The sequence below is a fragment of the Micromonospora sp. NPDC047187 genome (assembly GCF_040643355.1).
Taxonomy (GTDB): Bacteria; Actinomycetota; Actinomycetes; order Mycobacteriales; family Micromonosporaceae; genus Micromonospora; species Micromonospora salmantinae.
This window is the reverse complement of the sequence record NZ_JBEYUF010000001.1, coordinates 72,262-90,433: the sequence shown is the minus strand read 5'-3', so window position 1 is coordinate 90,433 and position 18,172 is coordinate 72,262. Positions and strand designations below refer to the sequence as shown.

The window sequence follows — 18,172 nt, the reverse complement described above, 5'->3', positions numbered from 1 at the left end:
GGCCGGACTCGGGGCCGGGAAGCGGCCGGACTCGGGGCAAAAAGGTGGAGAGGCCGCCACGGGGGGAGCGGCCTCTCCGGTGACGTACGTTACTCCGTCACGGACCTCGGTGTGATCCCGCGAGGGCCCGAATTTCTGGGCTTTTTCGCGGCTGGCTTCAGTCCGGGCGGTGGGGTGGGCCAGCCGATCCGCTGCGTCGGCCAGATGGCCGGCCCACCCCGGCCTGACCGTGGGTGTCAGGCCGTCCCGCCGGCCCCGGTCCGTCGTTCCCCGGACCCGGGCCGGATCCCGGGGTGGGCGGTCCACGCCACCCACCCCGGGTCGTCTCAGCCGTTCGGGAACATGCTGCCGTAGTCGGCGTACGCCATGGCGACGTCAGCCTGCGCCCAGAACCGGTGGTAGTTGAAGCTCGGCTCCGGACCACCGTCCAGGTACGCCTGCACCTTGGGCCACTCCGGGTCGTTCTTGTAGAAGGACCGGATGTCGAGGAAGCTCTTGCCGGCGGCGATGGCGTCGCCGTTCGGCATCGTCCCGGTCCAGCCCGACGGGACGTAGAGGCCCTGCCCGGTGGACGCGTTGTAGACGTCGTCGAAGCGCCGGTAGTCGCCACGCTTCTCGGTGGTGGAGACACCCTTGGCGTCGCTGGCGGCCGACAGCGCGTCGAGCAGCCCCTTGGCGGTGTCCTTCGCCGCCACGTTGCCCGACTTGGCCGCGTACGCGATCAGGATCCGGGCGTAGGCGGCCGTGACACCGACGTCCTGACCCTTGCTGATCACCTCGACGTGCAGGCCGGTGTTGGGCTGCGGGTTGGACGGGTTCCAGGTGGTCGGCTGACCGGTCCACGCCATGTCCGACGGGATCGACCAGTTGGTGCCGAGGGTGGTGTTGGCGATCGCCCAGGGCACCCACTTGTCCAGCAGCGCCTTGGCCTTCGCGTTGCCGGTCTGCTGGTACAGCTCGGCGATGCGCTGCATCGACCAGGCCTGCATACCGAACCACTGGTTCGACGGCGGGTCGTTGTAGACCGGGTCGACGTCGTAGAACATGCCGTAGAAGGTGCTGGTGCCGGCCGGCGGCTGGGCGTAGCTACCGTCCCAGCTGTTGGTGGCGCCACCGGCGATGCCGCCCTCGGCGGACTGCAACCAGGTGTAGAACTCCAGCTGCCGCTCGAAGCTCTTGGTCCAGTCGGCGACAGCTGTCGACGACTGCGGCTTCAGCTCCGGGGTGTTGGTCAGCGCCCAGGCCGCGAACGGGTTCTGGTAGCCGAAGTGGTTGTGGCTGGAGCCGATCCGCCAGGACCAGTTCTGGCTGGCGTCGTACGCGCCGCCCCAGGCGTAGTACCAGGACAGCAGGTAGTGCGCCGAGTCCTTGCCGCTGCCGGCGGGGCAGGTGCTGGCCCCGACGCAGTTGCCGATCTTCTTGAAGTACTTGTCGAACATCGCGTACCGCAGGTAGTCGCCCATCTTCGCGGCCTTGGTGATGGTGGCCGCGACGTCGGCCTGCTTGTTCTGCGCCTTGGACCAGGTCAGCGCCCAGTACGCGGCCTGCACGGCGCGGGCGTCGGCGTCCGGGGCGTTCGTGTACTTCCACTGCTTGGCGGGCGCGCCGGTGTCCTTGACGAACAGGTCGAGGTAGCCGTACTGACCGCCGTGCTCGAAGGTGTCGCAGGAGGGCTGCGGAACGGTCTCCCACACCGACTCCTGGGTGCCCCGCTGGAAGGTGTTGATGTAGGCCGGCTTGGTGGTGCCGTCACCGCAGCGGCCGAAGCCGTAGGTGTTGTCGACGTCCATCAGCCAGTGCATGCCGTAGATGTCGCCGGTGCCGTAGGTGGACTGCAACTCCGAGCGCAGCGGGTCCTGGCCGACCGAGACGTTCGGGTTCAGCGCCGACGGGTACTGGCTGGGCAGGTTGTACTCCGCGGCGTACTGCGGGGTGCCCGCGGAGCCGGCGGTCGGCTGGTCGGCGTGGGTGGGGATGATGTACTTCTCCATCACCGTCCAGGCGTTGTTGAACGGGGCCCAGTTCTGGGTGACCTTGCCGTAGTAGGCCTCCAGCCAGAGCCAGAAGCTGAACGCCTCCGACGTGGTCTCGTGACCGTGGTCGGGCGCCTCGACGATCAGCGTCTCCACCGAGTGGTACGGCACGCCCTCGGGGCTGAAGTAGCCCGAGTTCTTGATCTTGCCGTACTGCTCGAGGAACTTCGCGGTGTAGGCGTTGTCGCCGCCGGGGGTGTCGTTGTCGATCTCGGTGGCGCTGACCGCCAGCGAAGCGAGACCGGTGGCGGAGGCGGTGATGGTGGCGGCGCCGCCGACGGTGTCGGTGTCCTCCGCCGCGGCGACCGTGACGGTGACCCCGGTGTTCCAGTTGCTCGGGGTCAGCGTGGTGGTGGCCGGCGAGACCGTGACGTCGGTGTCACCGGTGCGGGTGAGGGTGACCGGCACGTTGGCCGTCGGGGCGGCGCTGAGCTTCAGGTTGAAGGTGGCGCTGCCACCCTCGGTGACGCTCACAGCGGACGGGGTGGCGACCAGTGTCGGGCCGTTGGCGGCCCCGACGGTGAACGCCTTCTCGTCGACACCGATGCCGTTGGCGTTGTCGTACGCCTTGGCCTGGACGGTGTAGCTGCCGGCCGGCAGGTCCTCCTGCGTGTACGCGTACGGAGCGGAGGTGTCGGTGTTGATCAGCAGGCCGTTGCGGTAGAACTCGACCTTGCTGATCGTCCCGTCCGGGTCGCTGGCGGTGGCCGTTAGCGGCACGTCGGCCGGCGCGGTGAACGGCCCGGCCGGCAGGCCGAGGGAGACCGTCGGCGGCTGGTTGGCCGGGGTGCCGTTGCAGGGAGTGCCGTTGAGCGTGAACGAGGTCGGCTTCGGGTTGCTGCCCGAGTGGGCGCCGTTGAAGCCGATGGTGGTGGAGGCCCCGGTGGCAAGGTTGCCGTTGTACGACTCGTTGGTGGCGGTGACCTCGCTGCCGGTCTGGCTGAATCTGGCCGACCAGCCCTGGGTGACCCGCTGACCGCTGGTCGGGAAGGTCCACTTGAGCGTCCAGTTGCTCACCGCGTCACCCAGGTTCTTGATGGTGACGTTCGCGGTGAAGCCGGTGTTCCAGTCGTTGGTCGCGTAGACCACGTCGCAGGCGGGTGCGGCCTGTGCGGCGCCGGCCGGCAGGGTCACCCCGCCGACGGCGAGCAGCGCGGCGGCGGCGAGCGCCACGCGCCGGCGTATTGCCAGTTGTCTCATGTGCGCGGTGTCTCCTCGGACCAGGCCGGGATGGTCCCCGGCGAGGCGCCTGCCCGCGAGGGTGGTGGTGGTCCGCGGGGATGTCGAGGCGCCGGGAAGGTGGTCTTCCCCGGGCCCGGCCGGGGTAGGGCGTGCGGCCCGCACGGGAAGGGGTCCCGCCGGCTGCGCTCGGGTGACCGTGACCGGAGCTGGTGCTGCCGGCTGCCCTCGGTGGACCCGCACTCACGCGATGTGGCTCCTGTCGCGTCGAATCGACAGTGTGCCATGGAAGCGCTCCCACAACAAGCGCACGGAGCGCCGGATCAGCTCCTTGTTTCGATCTCGTTTTGGGTCTTTCACAAAGGCGTGACGGGCGTTACAGTCGCAACATCGGTCGATGGGAGCGCTTCCATCGACAAGGTTCCAACAAGAAGATCGCTGGGGTCGTTCCTGACGAGCCCAGGGAACCAGACCGAGGGCCGACGACGGGCCAGCCCGGACGCCGTCGTCAGCCATCGTCCCGCCACAGGGAGGGAGGTGGAACCAGAGCCACTCGCGTGGCCCGGCTCCCGCGCGACACGCACGGCAGGACCCAAATTTTGCCCGTGTGTGTGCAGTTACGGTGGGGACGGGGGTTGCCCTCCCCCGTCCCCACACTAAACCCCCGTACACGATAGGAAAAGAGGCCGACGGGACAGGCGCGCCGCGCCGCCCGGACGGCCTCGTTCGCTGCCCGGGGCCACACACCCGCCTCCCACCCGCCAGCGCCGGCCGTCCTGACGGCCGGCAGACCGGCCGGCAGCGTCTGCCCTATCATGGGAGCGCTCCCGAATCTTTCGGCGGTGGCCCCGTATCCATGAGGAGAATCCATGTCGATACCTATCGGGCCCGCCGGCCCGCTGCGCTTCCCGGACAACTTCGGCTGGGGCGCGGCCACCTCCGCCTACCAGATCGAGGGCGCCGCCAAGGAGGACGGGCGCGGCGAATCAGTCTGGGACACCTTCAGCCGCGTCCCAGGGCGCACCCGCAACGGCGACACCGGCGACGTGGCCATCGACCACTACCACCGCTACGCCGAGGACCTCGACCTCATGCGCGACCTCGGGTTGCGCAGCTACCGCTTCTCCATCTCCTGGCCCCGGATCCAGCCCGACGGCACCGGCACGCCCAACCAACGCGGCCTCGACTTCTACCGCCGCCTCCTCGACGGCCTGCACGAGCGCGGAATCACCCCGATGGCCACCCTGTTCCACTGGGACCTCCCGCAGGCGCTCCAGGACGCCGGCGGCTGGGAGTCACGCGACACCGCCCACCGCTTCGCCGACTACGCCGACGTGGTCTTCCGCGCCCTCGGCGACCGGGTACCGGCCTGGCTCACCATCAACGAACCCAAGACCGTGGTGCAGAACGGCTACCTCACCGGCCACCACGCCCCCGGGCGGCAGGACCCGGACGCCGCCTACCTGGTCGCCCACCACCTGCAACTCGCCCACGGGTACGCCGTCGCCGCGCTGCGGGCCACCGGCAGCGACAGCCGCATCGGCCCCGCGCTCAACCTGCACCCCTGCTATCCCGCCGACGACTCCCCGCAGGCTGCCGCGGCCGCCCACCTCTACGACGCCTACGAGAACCGCCTCTACCTCGACTCCCTGCTCAAGGGCAGCTACCCGGAGGACCTGCTGGCCGACCTGGGCCCGCAGAGCCGGATGGTCCAGGGCATCCGCGACGGCGACCTGCAGACCATCTCCGCGCCGATCGACCTGCTGGCCGTGCAGTACTACACCCCGATCTACGTCACCGGCGACGGCGGCACCGCGCACCGCTGGGCGACCTCCGAGGCCGAATGGCAGCAGATCTACCCCGAGGGGATGTACGACCTGCTGACCAGGATCACCCGCGAATACGGGCCGATCCCGCTCACCATCACCGAGAACGGGCTGCCCACACCGGACACCCTCGGCGCGGACGACACCGTCCAGGACGCCGGCCGGATCAGCTTCCTACGCGACCACCTCACCGCCGCGCACCGGGCCATCGCCGACGGCGTGCCGCTGGAGAGCTTCCACGTCTGGTCACTGCTGGACAACTTCGAGTGGGACCAGGGCTACGACCAACGCTGGGGCCTGGTCTACGTGGACTACGCCACCCAGCGTCGGGTGCTCAAGAACTCCGCCACCTGGTACCGCTCCGTCATCGCCGACGGCGGCTTCTGACCGCGCCGCCACCCGGACGGCCGGGCCCGGACGGCTCGGCTCGGGTGAGCCGTGACCGTCCGGGCCTCGGCCGGCTAACTCAGCGGGGCAGCGCCTGCTGCAACTCCGCCCGCAGGGCCGGGGTGAGCATCTCCCCCGCCTGCTTGGCCAACCGGGCCATCTCGTAGCCCACCACGCCGATGTCCGCGTCACCGGCGGCCAGCGTGGCCAGAATCGAACCGTCACGGATCTGCATCACCAGGAAGTAGCCACGGCCCATCTCGACCACCGTCTGCTTGACGACATCGCCGTCGAACATCGATGCCGCGCCCGCGGTGATACTCATCAGCCCGGAGGTCACCGCGGCGAGCTTGTCCGCGTTGTCACGCGGCAGGTGATCGGAGATCGCCACCAGCAGCCCGTCAGAGGAGACCACCACCGCGTGCGCCACACCCGGCACCCGCTCCGCGAACGCGCTCACCAGCCAGCTCAGGTCACGCGCCTCCTGGCTCAACGTCGTCACTGTCGTCGTCCCCCTTCGTCGTGCCCCCCGGACGGTGGCACGGGTATCTCGGTGGTGTCCTCAGCCTCGGCGCGCCGTACTCCGCTGTAGAGCCGCGAGAGCATGCCGCCGACCGCCTCCGGGTCCGGGTCGGTGCGGGTCGGTGCCGTCATCGGTTGTGCCGAACGGGTGACCGCGCTCAACTGCGCCATGGGCACCCGCACCGGCAATCCCCGCTCATTGGTGCCGGCGGTCACCGGGATCGTCGGTGGCGCCGCCGCAGCGGGCACCACCGGCGCGGTCGGGCCCTGCCGCGAATACCAGCCCCCGCCTGTACCGCGAGCAGCGGCGGGGGTCAACACGTCCTCGGCGCGTACCGGCACCGGGCGGCCCTGACGCGGCACGCCGACGCCCGGCGGGCGGCCGGCCACCGGCAGGTCCCGCACCGCGCCGTTCGACAGCGGGCCAGGGCCCTGCCGGGCTGCCCCGGGCTGCGCAACCAGCCCTCGCGCCGCGCTCGCCGCCAGCATCCGCGCCGACGGGGGCGCGTCCAGCTCCACACTGCCCGCCGGCGCCAGCAACACGGCGGGCAGGGCGAGCCGGGCGACCAGGCCGTCCTCGCCGCCCTCCAACCGCACGCGGACGCCCAACCGGGCGGCGAGGTGACTGACCACGAAGAGCCCCATCCGCTCCACCGCCGCGACGTCAGCGGCCGGAGGGCTGGCCAGCACCTCGTTCGCCTGCACCAACGCGGTCGGGCTCATACCCAGACCCCGGTCGACGATCTCGATCAGCGCACCCCCCGCCTCGACCCGGGCGGTCACCACTACGACGGTGTCCGGGCGGGAGAAGGCAGTGGCGTTTTCCAGCAGCTCGGCCAGCAGGTGCACCAACTCGCCGACCGCGTGCCCGACCGCGTGCACATCGGCCACCGACTCGATCCGGACCCGCTGGTACTGCTCGATCTCCGCGGCGGCGGCCAGCAGCACCGCACCGAGCCCGACCGGCCGGTTCCACCGGCGGGTCGAGTCGGTGCCGGCGAGCACCAGCAGGCTCTCGTCGTTACGGCGCATCCGGGCGGCCAGGTGATCGAGCTTGAACAGGTTCTCCAGCTGGTCCGGGTCGCTCTCCTCGCGCTCCAGGTCGTCCAGCAGCTCCAGTTGACGCTCCACCAGCACCTGGCTACGGCGGGCCAGGTTGACGAACATCGCGTTGACGTTGCGCCGCATCAGCGCCTGCTCGACGGCGACGGTGACCGCGCTGCGGTGCACCGCCACGAACGCCTCGGCCAGCTCGCCGATCTCGTCGAGTGAACGGACCACCGCCGGCGCGACATCGATGCGCGGCACCCCACCGGTGACGGTCTTCAGTCGGTCCAGGGCGTCCGGCAACTCGACCTGAGCGATCCGCAGCGCCTGGCTGCGCAGCATCCTCATGGACCGCGCGACCGACCGCCCGATGAGCAACGAGATCAGCAGGGCGGCCAGCAGGACCGTGACCACCCCGCCGACGACCAGCAGGGTCGTCCTCAGCTGATCGTCGCTGGCCTCCTCGGCCTGCCGTACGGCGTCGTCGAGCACACCCGCCTCAAGCTGACGCAGCAACTCCTGACGCTGCTGGCTGGCCGACCACCACTGCTCCGACGGCAGCACCTGCGGCGACGCGGCGCCGGAGGACAGGCTGCGCTCCTCCAACCCGGTGGCGACCAGGAAACTCGGCGACACCGAGGTCTCGTCGTAGCGGCGGATCTGCGCACTGGTCGCTGCCACCCGGAACGCGCCGAGCGCGGTGAGTTGCTGACCGCGCAGGTCGGCGAGGACCACCCGGTCCTCGGTGCCGTACGCACCGGCGCGGGCGGCGGCGTAGAGCTGGCCCCGCACCCGGGAGGAGAGTTCCTTGACCCGGGCCAACTGGACGTAGCGCAGCACCGCGTCGTTCAACGCCGGCTGGTTCTGCCCCGGCGTCGGTTCGGCGAGCAGGTCGAGCAACGCCCCGACGGCCCGGTGGTAGTTGCTCAGGATGGTCTCGGTGCTGAGCACCGCCGGCGGAATCGCCGAGCGGATGTCGACCACCTGGTCGTACGCCTCCAGCGCCTCGGAGAAGGCCACCCGCCAGGACGCGTCCGCGTCCGCCAACGGCTCGGCGGCCCGGCTCAAATCCACGATGGCCTTGTCGGTGGCCGCCTGCAACGGCTTCAGGTCGTTCGCGGCGGCCTGCCGGTCACCACCCTTACGCAGCTCACCCAGCTCGCCCGCCGAACGGTCACGCTCCTGCTGGAGCTGGTGCACCGCCGCGGTGATCTGCCGGCCGATGCCGACCTGACTGGAGAAGTCGTTCAACGCCGTCGTCCGCCCCACCAGGGTGCTGGTCTGCACCCCGGCGAGCAGGAGGAACGCCATCGACGGCACCAGCAGCACGGTGGCGAGCTTCGTGCTCATCCGCCAGTCGCGCAGCCGGAACGGCGACCGCCGTCGATGCGGAACGACTCGGACATCGAAGCGGCGTCGGCGATGGTTCGACACCGCGCCGTTCGCCGGGTCGGGACCTGCCGCCACCCTGCCTCCTCCGTCCTACCGCGTCCACCGCGGTCGGGGGAGCGCAGTCCATCCAACCAGGCTCGGTACCGCTGTCAACGGCCCGGGCGAGGCCGAGGTTCAGGAAGGATACTGCGGGTGGGAACCTCCTGCCGTGGTCGGTAAAACCAGCTCGTCCGTCCGGCCGATGTCGGCGAGCTCGATCGCGTCACCGAAGCGCCCCAGCGCCACCAACGCGGCACCGGTGGCGCCGATCTCCGGGTTGCGTTGATGCGACACCGGTCTCGGTGCCAGCGCGGTCGCGAAGGCCTGCCGCCACCACACCGAGGCGGCCACCGCACCGCCCCCCAGCACCACGCCGACCGGTTTGTCGATCGTGGACTCCAGCACCCCGAGATCCTCGGCGACCAGCTCGCACAACCCCTGCATCAGCCCGGCCAGGATGTCGACCGAGGTGCTGCTGAAACTCAGACCGCGCAGCTCACCGCTGCCCGCCGGCGCCAACCCGGGCGGCCGGTCGCCACCGAAGCGGGGGTCCGCCGGTCGGCCACCACCCGCCGGCACCAGCGCCAGCGCCGCGTCCAGCTCGGCGCCCCGCGGCAACCGCAGCTCCCGGTTCGCCCAGGCGAACAGGTTGCCCCCGTTGGCGTACGCGGCCCCGGTCACCACGTGGTCGTGGTCGACCCGGTACCGCCACAACCGTTCGGGCAGGCGCGGCATCGGCTCGCCCGCCGGGATCCGCTGCATCAACCGTACGGCTGCGGAGGTGCCCACTGTGACGGCGGCCCGGCTCGGGTCGACGCAGCCCGAGCCGACGTTCGACGCCCCACCGTCGCCCACCGGCGGCGACCATCGGGCCTGCGCCAACTGCGGCCACCGACGGGCCAGGTCGGACCGGAGCCGGCCGTGCCAGTCCAGCTCGCCGAGTGGCGGCAGCTCCTCCGGTCGCGCTTCGGCCAGCGTCAGCGCCTCCTCGTCCCAGCTCAGGGTGCGCAGATCCAGCAGACCGGTCCCGGAGGCCTGGGAGATCGACATCGGCGCCGCGTCGAGCAGTTCGCCCAGCACGTACTCGGGCAGACCGACGAACCGGGCGATCTGGGTGCCGGACTGCTCACGCAACCAGGGCAACCGCATCGACCAGTACGACCGGTGCCACCAGCAGCCGGTGCGCTGGTGGAAGCCGTCCGGGTCGGCCGGCCCGGCGGTGCGCCCGACCGGGGCGGGCCGGGTGTCCAGCCAGGTGATCACCGGGCCCATGGGGGCGCCGTCGCGGCCCAGCGGGAGCACCGAGTGCCACTGGGCGGAGATCGCCACCAGGCCGACGTCGTGCAGGTGGCCCGAGTCGGCCAGCTCGTCCAGGCACTCGACCAGGCTCGCCAGATAGTCCCGGGCGGACAGCGTGCCGGTGCCGTCGTCGCCCATGGCGAGGTCGACCTTGCGGCGGGCCAGGGCACCCGGCAGCGGCTGGGTGCCCGCGTCCAGCACCAGCCCGCGTACCGAGGAGGTGCCCAGGTCGAGCGCGAGAATGTTCATCGCCGGTCAAGTTACCCCGTGCCAGCCGGCCGACGGGCGCGTAGGGTGGATCACATGCTCGCGCAGTTGACCAGTTGGTGGCCCGCCGACCCGGCGGCCATCTCCCGCGCGTAGCTCCATCCACGCGGCCGCCATCGAGGCGGTCGCCGGATCTCCCGGCTCCAGGGCCGCCCGACGGCGGCACCCAGCCCGACGGAGACTCCGATGACCCACCTGACCGACCTGCTCGCCGCCGTCGCGCACGGCGTCGACCCCGGCCCCTTCGCGCTGCTGCGCCGCGAGGGCGCGGACGAACTGGACCTGTTCACCGGCCCGATCGACACCGTCGAAGCGCTCACCGACCTCCCGCTGCCGGCGGGCCCGCCCGGGGCACGGACGCTGGCCCTGGTGCCGTACCGGCAGATCACCGAACGCGGCTTCGCCTGCGTCGACGACGGCGCCCCGCTGGAGTTCCTCCAGGTCCGCGAGCACCAACGGATCGCGCTGGCCGACGCCCTCGCCGCGCTGCCCGACGAACCGGTGCACACCACCGACGCCGGCTTCGACGTCAGCGACGAGGAGTACGCGCGGACCGTGCAGCGGGTGCTGTCCGAGGAGATCGGCCGCGGCGAGGGCGCGAACTTCGTCATCCATCGCGCCCTGCACGCCACGGTGCAGGGCCCACCGCTGGGGGCCGCGCTGGCCGCACTGCGCCGGCTGCTGATCGCCGAACGCGGCGCATACTGGACGTTCGTGGTGCACACCGGCACCCGGACGCTGGTCGGCGCCAGCCCGGAGCGCCACGTCAGCGTCGACGACGGACTGGTGATGATGAACCCGATCAGCGGCACCCTCCGCTGCCCCGGTGGCGTCGCGGACCGGGCGGCCCTGCTGCGTTTCCTCGCCGATGAGAAGGAGACCGAAGAGCTGTACATGGTGCTCGACGAGGAGCTGAAGATGATGGCCACCGTCGCCGAGCACGGTGGGCAGGTGATCGGGCCGTACCTGAAGGAGATGTCGCACCTGGCGCACACCGAGTACCTGCTCGCCGGGCGGGGCACCCGTGACGTGCGGGAGGTGCTGCGCGAGACGATGTTCGCCCCCACCGTCACCGGCAGCCCGATCGAGAACGCCTGCCGGGTGATCGCCCGCCACGAACACCGGGGCCGGGGCTACTACGGGGGCGTGCTGGCACTGCTCGGCCAGGACGACGCCGGCCGGCAGACGCTCGACGCCCCGATCCTGATCCGGACCGCCGAGATCTCCCCCACCGGCCGACTGCGGGTGCCGGTCGGCGCGACCCTGGTCCGGCACTCGACGGCGGCCGGCGAGGTGGCCGAGACGCACGCCAAGGCCGCCGGCGTGCTGGCCGCGCTCGGCCTCGGGCCGGCGGCGTCCGTCGGCGACAGCGGGCCGGTCGCGCGGCTGACCGACGACCCGGCGGTACGCGACGCGCTGGCCGCCCGCAACGCACCGCTGGCGCGGTTCTGGCTGGACCAACGCGCACCGGACGCGCCCGGACTGCCCGGACTGGTCGGCCGCCGGGTGTTGATCGTGGACGCCGAGGACACCTTCACCGGAATGCTGGCCCACCAACTGAGCGCGTTGGGTCTCGCGGTGACCACCCGTCCCTGGCACGCGAGCGGCCCGGTCGACGACTACGACCTGGTGGTCGCCGGTCCCGGACCGGGCGACCCGGGCAGCGCGGACGAGCCGAAGATGCTGGCGCTGCGCAAGCTGCTGACCGGACTGCTGACCACCGGCCGTCCCACCCTCGCGGTCTGCCTCGGCCATCAGGTGCTGGCCGGGCTGCTGGGGCTGACGCTGCACCGCCGGGACGCGCCCTACCAGGGGTTGCAGCGGGAGGTGACGCTGTTCGGCCGGGCCCGCCGGGTCGGGTTCTACTCGACGTTCACCGCCCGCGCCGAGGCCGACCGGCTGGCCACCGCGTACGGGCCGGTGGAGCTGGCCCGCGACCCGGACGACGGCGCCGTGCACGCCCTGCGGGGGCACGGCTTCGCCGGCGTGCAGTTCCACGCGGAGTCGGTGCTCAGCCCGGACGGGCTCGCCGTGCTCAGCGAGCTGTTGACCGGGCTGCTGCCCGCGCCGCGCCCGGACGAGCTGTCCGCGACGCGCGGAGGCGCATAGTCGCCCCGGCCCGGGGGTAGGGCTGAATGGACCGGTGGCGCGGACGGACCGAGAGCCTCCGCCCGCGCCGCCGGTCGCCTCGCCCCGTCAGCCGGTCAGCCGGTCAGGCCCGCCTTCAGCGCGGCACCCATCTGTACTGCGCGCCGGGCGGTCAGCGCGCAGGCCCCGAGCGCCACGGCGTCCGGGGCGATCTCCCCGTTGTTGCTGGTGTGCGAGGGGCCGTAGGGGTTACCGGCGATGAACTGACTGGTGTCGGTGTAACCGGGGGTGACCACCACACCGCCCCAGTGGTAGAAGACGTTGAACAGCGAGGTCAGCGTGGTCTCCTGACCCCCGTGCGACGTCGCCGTCGAGGTGAAGGCGGAGTAGACCTTGTTGGCCAGCGCGCCCTGGGCCCAGAGCGGGCCGGTGGTATCGATGAACTGCTTCAGCTGCGCCGCGACCATGCCGTACCGGGTCGGCGCGCCGAGGATCACCACGTCGGCCCAGGCCAGGTCGTCGACCATCGCCTCGGGCACGTCCTGGGTCTCCAGGCGGTGCGCCTGCCAGCCGGAGTTGGAGCGGATCGCCTCGTCGGGCGCCAACTCGCGCACCTTGCGCAGGCGCACGTCGGCACCGGCGTCCCCGGCGGCCTCACACACGGCCTGCGCCATCTGGTACGTGATGCCGGTGGCGCTGTAGTAGATCACCGCTACCTTGGTCTGGGCAGCCATCAGAGTGTCCCCTTCTTTTTTTCGGATCAGCTCCCGCGACTACCCGCTGCGGACGTGCTCTAACGACTGCCCCCGGCGCTGCCGGCTACCGGTCCGTCTGCTCAAGTTTTCCGCAACTTCCCGGTCGTTTCGGCCCGACGTCGCGCGCGGACCGCGATCCTGGTGCCATCGGTGCCGGCGGGATCGAGCCGCCGCCCCGCACCGGGCACCTGAACGGGGGATCGCGCTCCGCCGGCAACGGCGCTGGCGTAGCGCGATCAGGGGACGATCACCGTTCCCACGCCCCGCTCCGGCTCAGTGGACCAGGGCCGCCATCAGCCGGTCCAGCTCGGCCGCCGGGTCGACGGTGAGACCGGTGTGCACCGGCCCCGTCTGGATCATCGTGCTGCGCGGCGCGGCCAGCCAGTGGAACCGCTCACCGAGCCGCATCCGGGTCGCCGGCCCGTCACCGGAGCAGGTCCGGTCCCAGGAGTCGAGCACCGCGGCCACCGCCGGCAGGTCCACGTCGGGCGCCAGCGCGCGAACCCGGTCGGCGTCCAGGTGCGTCCGCGCGGCCAGGAAGTCGCGCTGCTGGCAGTAGAGCAACACCCCGACGTTGATCTGCTCACCGCGCTCGATTCGGGGCACGAGCCGGATCAGCGCGTACTCGAAGGGTTGCCTCATGCCCCGCTCCCCGATGGCAGCCAGTCGGCCGTGCGGGCGACCCGGCGGGACAGGTGATCCAGGTACGCGCGGCGCGCCGCGTCGGCCGTCTCGAAGTCGGCGGCGGTCAACCACTCCCCCGGCACCAGGGCCAGCACCTCGGTGAGCAGCTCCGGGGTGACCTGGGGGGCCAGCTCGGCGTCGGCCTCGGCCAGCCGCGACGCGTACGGGCCCAGCACGTGATCCTCAGCGCGGTAGGCCCGGTGCACAGCGGCCTCGGCGCGCGGCCAGTTGTGGTGGAAGTACAGGCAGGCGCCGTGGTCGATCAGCCACAGCTCCCGGTGCCAGACGAGCAGGTTCGGGTTGCGCCAACTCCGGTCGACGTTTTCCACGAACGCGTCGAACCAGAGCACCCGGGAGGCCAACGCCGGGTCGACGGGGTGCGCCACCGGGTCGAAGCCCAGCGCCCCGGGCAGGAAGTCCATCCCGAGGTTGGCGCCGCCGCTGTTGCGCAGCAGCTCCTGCACCTCCTGGTCGGGCTCGGCCCGCCCGATCACCGGGTCGATGTCGAGGATCACCAGCGGCGGCACCCGCAACCCCAGCCGGCGCGCCAACTCACCGCAGATCACCTCGGCGATCAGCGCCTTGGGCCCCTGACCGGCGCCTCGGAACTTCGCCACGTAGGTGCCCAGGTCGTCGGCCTCCACCACGCCCGGCAGCGACCCACCCTCGCGCAGCGGGGTGACGTAACGGATCGCGGTGACCTGGCGGAGCACGCCGCCCACCCTACTGTGGCCGGCCGGAACGGGTGGCGGGCCGGCCCAGACCGGCACGCGCGGGTCAGTCGAGCTTGTCGCGCAGGTTGTCGACCTGGGTCTGCAGGCGGTCCACCGCGTTCTCGTTGTTGACGAACGTGGTGATGCCCGCGGCCAGACCGAGCCCGATCAGCACGGCCAGGATGCTGAGCACCAGACCGCCGATCGACACGCCACGACCGGTCACCCCGGGTCGGCGCGCCATCTTGAGGCCGACGATGCCGAGGATGATCCCGATGATGCCGAGCACCAACCCCAGCCAGGCGAGGATCGCCGTCAGCACGCTGAACAGAGCGGCCACTCCGAACACCAGGGCGAAGGTCGCCGCGGCACTCGTCTTCGCGCGGGCGTCCCCCCGATGGCCGCGGGACCCGGCCGTTACGCCGGCGCCCCGCGCCGGCTCGCTTGCGGCAGTCATGAGATTCCCTTCCGTACGCGCGGCGCGCGCACTTCCGGCGAGCCGCATTCCCCCGACGACCGCCGTTACGCCTCCCACCAGCAGAAGTGTCGGTGGTCGGCCCTAGGCTGGCCGCCCAGCCACGAAAAGGAGCGCCCGATGCCTGTCGACCTCAGCGCTGCCGACGCGCTGGCGCTGCGGATGACCAGCCTGCTGCTGCGCCCACACCCGAGCACCCGACCCGGCACCGTCGCCGAGGTGGTCGAGTGGTTCGGCGCGATGCAGGCACAGGATCTGGCCAGCGGGCTGTGGTCGCTGGGCGCCCGGCTGCCCGGTCGCGGCGTGGCCGACGTGCAGGCGGCGTTGGAGCGGCGTGAGGCGCTGCGCACCTGGCCGATGCGGGGCACCGTGCACCTCGTCCCGCCCGCCGACGCCCGCTGGATGCTGGAGCTGACCGGCGTACGATCCCTGGCCGGCGTGGCGACCCGACGCGCGCAGCTCGGGCTCACCGAGGCCGACGCGGACCGGGCGGTGGACGTCCTCGGCACCGCGTTGGCCGGCGGCGGTCGACTCACCCGCGCGCAGTGCCTGGCCACCCTGCGGGCGGCCGGCCTGGGCACCGACGGGCAGCGCGGCTACCACCTGCTGTGGTATGCGAGCGTTCGCGGCGTGACGTGCGTGGCGCCGAACGTCGGCACCGAGCAGACCTTCGCCCTGCTCGACGAGTGGGCACCCACGTCCCACCGGCTGGAGCGGGACGAGGCGCTGGCCCTGCTCGCCCACCGCTACGTCCGCGGCCACGGCCCGGTCACCGACCGCGAGTTCGCCGGGTGGAGCGGCCTCACCCTCACCGACGCCCGACGCGGCCTGGCCGCCGCCGACGACGCACTGAGCACGGTACGCGTCGACGGCACTCCGATGTACGTCGACGCGGCAGTGGCCGACGCGCCGCGCACCGCGCCGGACGACGTGTTGGCGCTACCCGGCTTCGACGAGTATCTGCTCGGCTTCCGGGACCGCACGTTGATGCTCGACCCCGCCCACCAGGCGGCCGTCGTGCCGGGCAACAACGGCATCTTCCAGGCCACAGTGGTCCGCGCCGGTCGGGTGGTGGGCGTGTGGAAGCGCCGGATCGGCCGCACCGCGGTGACCGTGACGATCCAGCCGCTCAATACGCTCGACGTCGCGGCGCGGGCCCGGGTGGAGCGGGCGCTCGGGCGCTACGCCGACTTCCTCGGGCTGCCGGCCCGCTTCGACTGGCTGACCTGAGCGGGCCGCGTCACTCGTCGGCGGCCGGCGTCGGGGCCGCCGGTCGTGGGCGGGCGGCGCTGAGCAGGCCGACGATGCGGGCCACCCGGGGGTCGGCGCGGATCTGCGCCACGCTGGCCGGCAGCGGCAGCCGCCAGTTCGGGTACTCGTCCACAGTGCCCGGCATGTTGGGTTGGCGCACCTCGCCCAGCACGTCGTAGAGGGAGACACCGAGCAGCCGGGTTGGGCTGGCCGCGAGCGCGGCGTGCATGGCCACCACCACCTCGCCGTCGTCGGGCGTCGCCGTCGCCTCAGGCAACGCCGGATCGGCATCCGTCCTTTGCTCTGCACCCGCGGAGGCGACAGTCACGGTCGGTAGCTGCGGTGTCGGCTCGGGCAGCAGGTTCTCAGCCCGCAACATCGTGAGCAGCCGGTCCCGGTCGGCGGCGGCGCGGGCCCGCTCCACCGCCACATCGGTGTCGAGCAGCTTCAGCTCGTCGCGCACCCGCACGTGCTCACCGGTCAGGAAGCCCGGCGCGGTGGGCAGGTCGTGGGTGGAGATGGTGGCGAGGGCGTTGCGCGGCCACCGGGCCGGCGGGACGAAGTCACCGGCCTCGTCGCGCGCGAACCACAGCACTGTCGAGCCGAGCATGTTGCGCCCCCGCAACCCTCGGGTCACCGCCGGTTGGACAGTGCCGAGGTCCTCACCGACCACCACCGCGCCGGCCCGGTGCGCCTCCAACGCGAGGATGCCGAGCATCGCCTCGGCGTCGTAGCGCACGTAGGTGCCCTCGGCCGCGCCGCCGCCCGGCGGCACCCACCACAGCCGCCACAGGCCGGCGACGTGGTCGACCCGCAGACCACCGGCGTGCCGCAGGGTGCGGCGCAGCATGTCCCGGTACGCGGCGTAGCCGGTGGCGGCGAGCCGGTCTGGACGCCACGCGGCGAGCCCCCAGTCCTGGCCGAGCTGGTTGAAGTCGTCCGGCGGCGCGCCGACCCGCACACCCTGGGCCAGCACGTCGGCGAGCTGCCACCCGTCCGCGCCGCCCGGGTCGATGCCGACGGCCAGGTCGTGCACGACGCCGACCGGCATCCCGGCCGAGCGGGCCGCCGCCGTGACGGCGTCGAGTTGCTCGTCGCAGAGGTGTTGCAACCAGGCGTGGAAGGCGACCCGGTCGGCGAGGCGCCGACGCTGCTCGGCGACCGCCGGGGCGTCGGGGTGGTGCAGCTCCGCCGGCCAGGCACGCCAGTCATTGCCGTGCCGCTCGGCGAGCGCGCACCAGGTGGCGAAGCTGGCCAGCGCCGGGTCCGCGGCAAGATCCACCGGCTGGGCGTACGGGTGCAGCAACTCCAGGGCGCGCCGCTTGGCGGCCCACACCTCGTCGTAGTCGATCAGCGGCCCCCGGTCGGGACGCAACGCGTCTACCACCGCACGGGTCGCCGGGTCCGCCGCCCGGTACGCGGCGGTGTCGCTGACCCGCAGGTAGAGCGGATTGACGAAGCGTCGACTGGCCGGCGAATACGGTGAGGTGGCCACCGGGTGCGCCGGCCCGACCGCGTGCAGCGGGTTGAGCAGCACCAGCCCCGCCCCGTTGGCACCCGCCCATTCGGTGAACTCGGCGAGGTCACCGAGGTCACCCATGCCCCAGGAGCGCTCCGAGGTGAGCGCGTAGAGCTGGAGCATCCACCCCCAGCTCGACGGCGGCACCGGCAGTCGGCGCGGCACCACCACCACTGTCACCTCGCGGTCGGCGCAGGCCAGCCGGTGCCACCCCAGCGGCAGGTCCGCTGGCAGCTCACCGTCGACCGCGCGACGGCGACCGTCCTCCAGTGTCACCACCCCCGGGCCGGGCAGCGCCCGGCTGCGGCCGTGGGTGAGCACGACCGTCTCCGGCAGGGCGCTCCGGTCGACAGCACGGGCGGCGGCGAGTGCGGCGGCGATCGCCGACGGGCTGGTGGCGTCCACGCCGAGCAACCCCAGCACACCCACCACGGTCTGCGGTGCGACAGCGACGCGGCGGTGCCGCCAATCCTCGTACCAGGTGGAAACACCGTGCGCGTTTGCCAGCGCGGCCAACCGTCGGTTCATCCCGCCCCCGCTCCACGACGAAACCTGCAACCACCCTGCCACGCCCACCCCCACCCCGCAGGACACGGCGGGCCGCTCCGAACCCCCAGCGCCGATCTTGCACTTTCTGTCCCGACAGAAGGGGCAGTCCACCCCATGTCGACAACCGAAAGTGCAAGATCGGCGCGA

The 18,172-nt window shown here is 72.2% G+C and carries 12 protein-coding genes; 3 read left to right on the top strand and 9 right to left on the bottom strand.

Features of this window, described 5'->3' with window-relative positions; genetic code table 11:
* Positions 1-326 precede the first annotated feature (326 nt).
* Complete coding sequence (locus ABZ794_RS00385; protein WP_210781889.1) at positions 327-3,233, bottom strand: glycoside hydrolase family 48 protein; 2,907 nt, start codon at positions 3,231-3,233, stop codon at positions 327-329.
* An 848-nt stretch (positions 3,234-4,081) separates the two neighbouring features.
* Between ABZ794_RS00385 and ABZ794_RS00380 the strand changes: the two genes are divergently transcribed.
* A complete protein-coding gene (locus tag ABZ794_RS00380; protein WP_210781890.1) occupies positions 4,082-5,425 on the top strand; it encodes a GH1 family beta-glucosidase in 1,344 nt (447 codons plus the stop codon).
* A 79-nt stretch (positions 5,426-5,504) separates the two neighbouring features.
* On the opposite strand, the gene ABZ794_RS00375 is transcribed toward ABZ794_RS00380, so the two are convergent.
* From ABZ794_RS00375 to ABZ794_RS00365, 3 genes are all read right to left on the bottom strand, one after another.
* Positions 5,505-5,918, bottom strand: a complete 414-nt coding sequence (locus ABZ794_RS00375; RefSeq protein ID WP_196925059.1) for a roadblock/LC7 domain-containing protein — start codon at positions 5,916-5,918, stop codon at positions 5,505-5,507.
* A gap of 5 nt (positions 5,919-5,923) precedes the next feature.
* The gene (locus ABZ794_RS00370; RefSeq protein WP_238688261.1) at positions 5,924-8,461 is read right to left on the bottom strand and encodes a nitrate- and nitrite sensing domain-containing protein; all 2,538 of its coding nucleotides are present in this window, start codon (positions 8,459-8,461) and stop codon (positions 5,924-5,926) included.
* Positions 8,462-8,560: 99 nt separating this feature from the next.
* Positions 8,561-9,973, bottom strand: a complete 1,413-nt coding sequence (locus ABZ794_RS00365; RefSeq protein ID WP_238688260.1) for an FGGY family carbohydrate kinase — start codon at positions 9,971-9,973, stop codon at positions 8,561-8,563.
* 204 nt (positions 9,974-10,177) lie between these two features.
* Here ABZ794_RS00365 and ABZ794_RS00360 point away from each other — a divergent pair, with 204 nt between their 5' ends.
* Positions 10,178-12,100, top strand: a complete 1,923-nt coding sequence (locus ABZ794_RS00360; RefSeq protein WP_210781893.1) for an anthranilate synthase family protein — start codon at positions 10,178-10,180, stop codon at positions 12,098-12,100.
* A gap of 95 nt (positions 12,101-12,195) precedes the next feature.
* Here the strand turns inward: ABZ794_RS00360 and wrbA are convergent, their stop codons facing one another.
* The 4 genes from wrbA to ABZ794_RS00340 form a co-directional block, all read right to left on the bottom strand.
* Positions 12,196-12,813 carry an NAD(P)H:quinone oxidoreductase gene (gene wrbA / locus ABZ794_RS00355; RefSeq protein ID WP_238688259.1) on the bottom strand — a complete coding sequence of 206 codons (618 nt, stop codon included), beginning with the start codon at positions 12,811-12,813 and terminating at the stop codon, positions 12,196-12,198.
* Positions 12,814-13,107: 294 nt separating this feature from the next.
* Positions 13,108-13,476: a DUF3037 domain-containing protein gene (locus ABZ794_RS00350; RefSeq protein WP_210781894.1), complete on the bottom strand. Its 369-nt coding sequence runs from the start codon at positions 13,474-13,476 to the stop codon at positions 13,108-13,110.
* On the bottom strand, positions 13,473-14,231 hold the full coding sequence (locus ABZ794_RS00345) for a HipA family kinase (RefSeq protein WP_238688258.1): 759 nt from the start codon (positions 14,229-14,231) through the stop codon (positions 13,473-13,475). Before ABZ794_RS00345 ends, ABZ794_RS00350 begins: the two co-directional genes overlap by 4 nt.
* 64 nt (positions 14,232-14,295) lie before the next feature.
* Positions 14,296-14,688: a hypothetical protein gene (locus ABZ794_RS00340; RefSeq protein ID WP_238688257.1), complete on the bottom strand. Its 393-nt coding sequence runs from the start codon at positions 14,686-14,688 to the stop codon at positions 14,296-14,298.
* A gap of 138 nt (positions 14,689-14,826) precedes the next feature.
* Between ABZ794_RS00340 and ABZ794_RS00335 the strand changes: the two genes are divergently transcribed.
* Positions 14,827-15,936: a winged helix DNA-binding domain-containing protein gene (locus ABZ794_RS00335; RefSeq protein WP_238688256.1), complete on the top strand. Its 1,110-nt coding sequence runs from the start codon at positions 14,827-14,829 to the stop codon at positions 15,934-15,936.
* A gap of 10 nt (positions 15,937-15,946) precedes the next feature.
* On the opposite strand, the gene malQ is transcribed toward ABZ794_RS00335, so the two are convergent.
* Positions 15,947-18,004: a 4-alpha-glucanotransferase gene (gene malQ / locus ABZ794_RS00330; protein WP_238688255.1), complete on the bottom strand. Its 2,058-nt coding sequence runs from the start codon at positions 18,002-18,004 to the stop codon at positions 15,947-15,949.
* Positions 18,005-18,172: the final 168 nt, after the last annotated feature.

What these genes read in the sequence shown, in the direction of transcription:
- ABZ794_RS00385 (WP_210781889.1), bottom strand. Translation starts at nt 3,233, where the DNA reads ATGAGACAACTGGCAATACGCCGGCGCGTGGCGCTCGCCGCCGCCGCG.
- ABZ794_RS00380 (WP_210781890.1), top strand. Translation starts at nt 4,082, where the DNA reads ATGTCGATACCTATCGGGCCCGCCGGCCCGCTGCGCTTCCCGGACAAC.
- ABZ794_RS00365 (WP_238688260.1), bottom strand. Translation starts at nt 9,973, where the DNA reads ATGAACATTCTCGCGCTCGACCTGGGCACCTCCTCGGTACGCGGGCTG.
- ABZ794_RS00360 (WP_210781893.1), top strand. Translation starts at nt 10,178, where the DNA reads ATGACCCACCTGACCGACCTGCTCGCCGCCGTCGCGCACGGCGTCGAC.
- wrbA (WP_238688259.1), bottom strand. Translation starts at nt 12,813, where the DNA reads ATGGCTGCCCAGACCAAGGTAGCGGTGATCTACTACAGCGCCACCGGC.
- ABZ794_RS00350 (WP_210781894.1), bottom strand. Translation starts at nt 13,476, where the DNA reads ATGAGGCAACCCTTCGAGTACGCGCTGATCCGGCTCGTGCCCCGAATC.
- ABZ794_RS00340 (WP_238688257.1), bottom strand. Translation starts at nt 14,688, where the DNA reads ATGACTGCCGCAAGCGAGCCGGCGCGGGGCGCCGGCGTAACGGCCGGG.
- ABZ794_RS00335 (WP_238688256.1), top strand. Translation starts at nt 14,827, where the DNA reads ATGCCTGTCGACCTCAGCGCTGCCGACGCGCTGGCGCTGCGGATGACC.
- malQ (WP_238688255.1), bottom strand. Translation starts at nt 18,004, where the DNA reads ATGAACCGACGGTTGGCCGCGCTGGCAAACGCGCACGGTGTTTCCACC.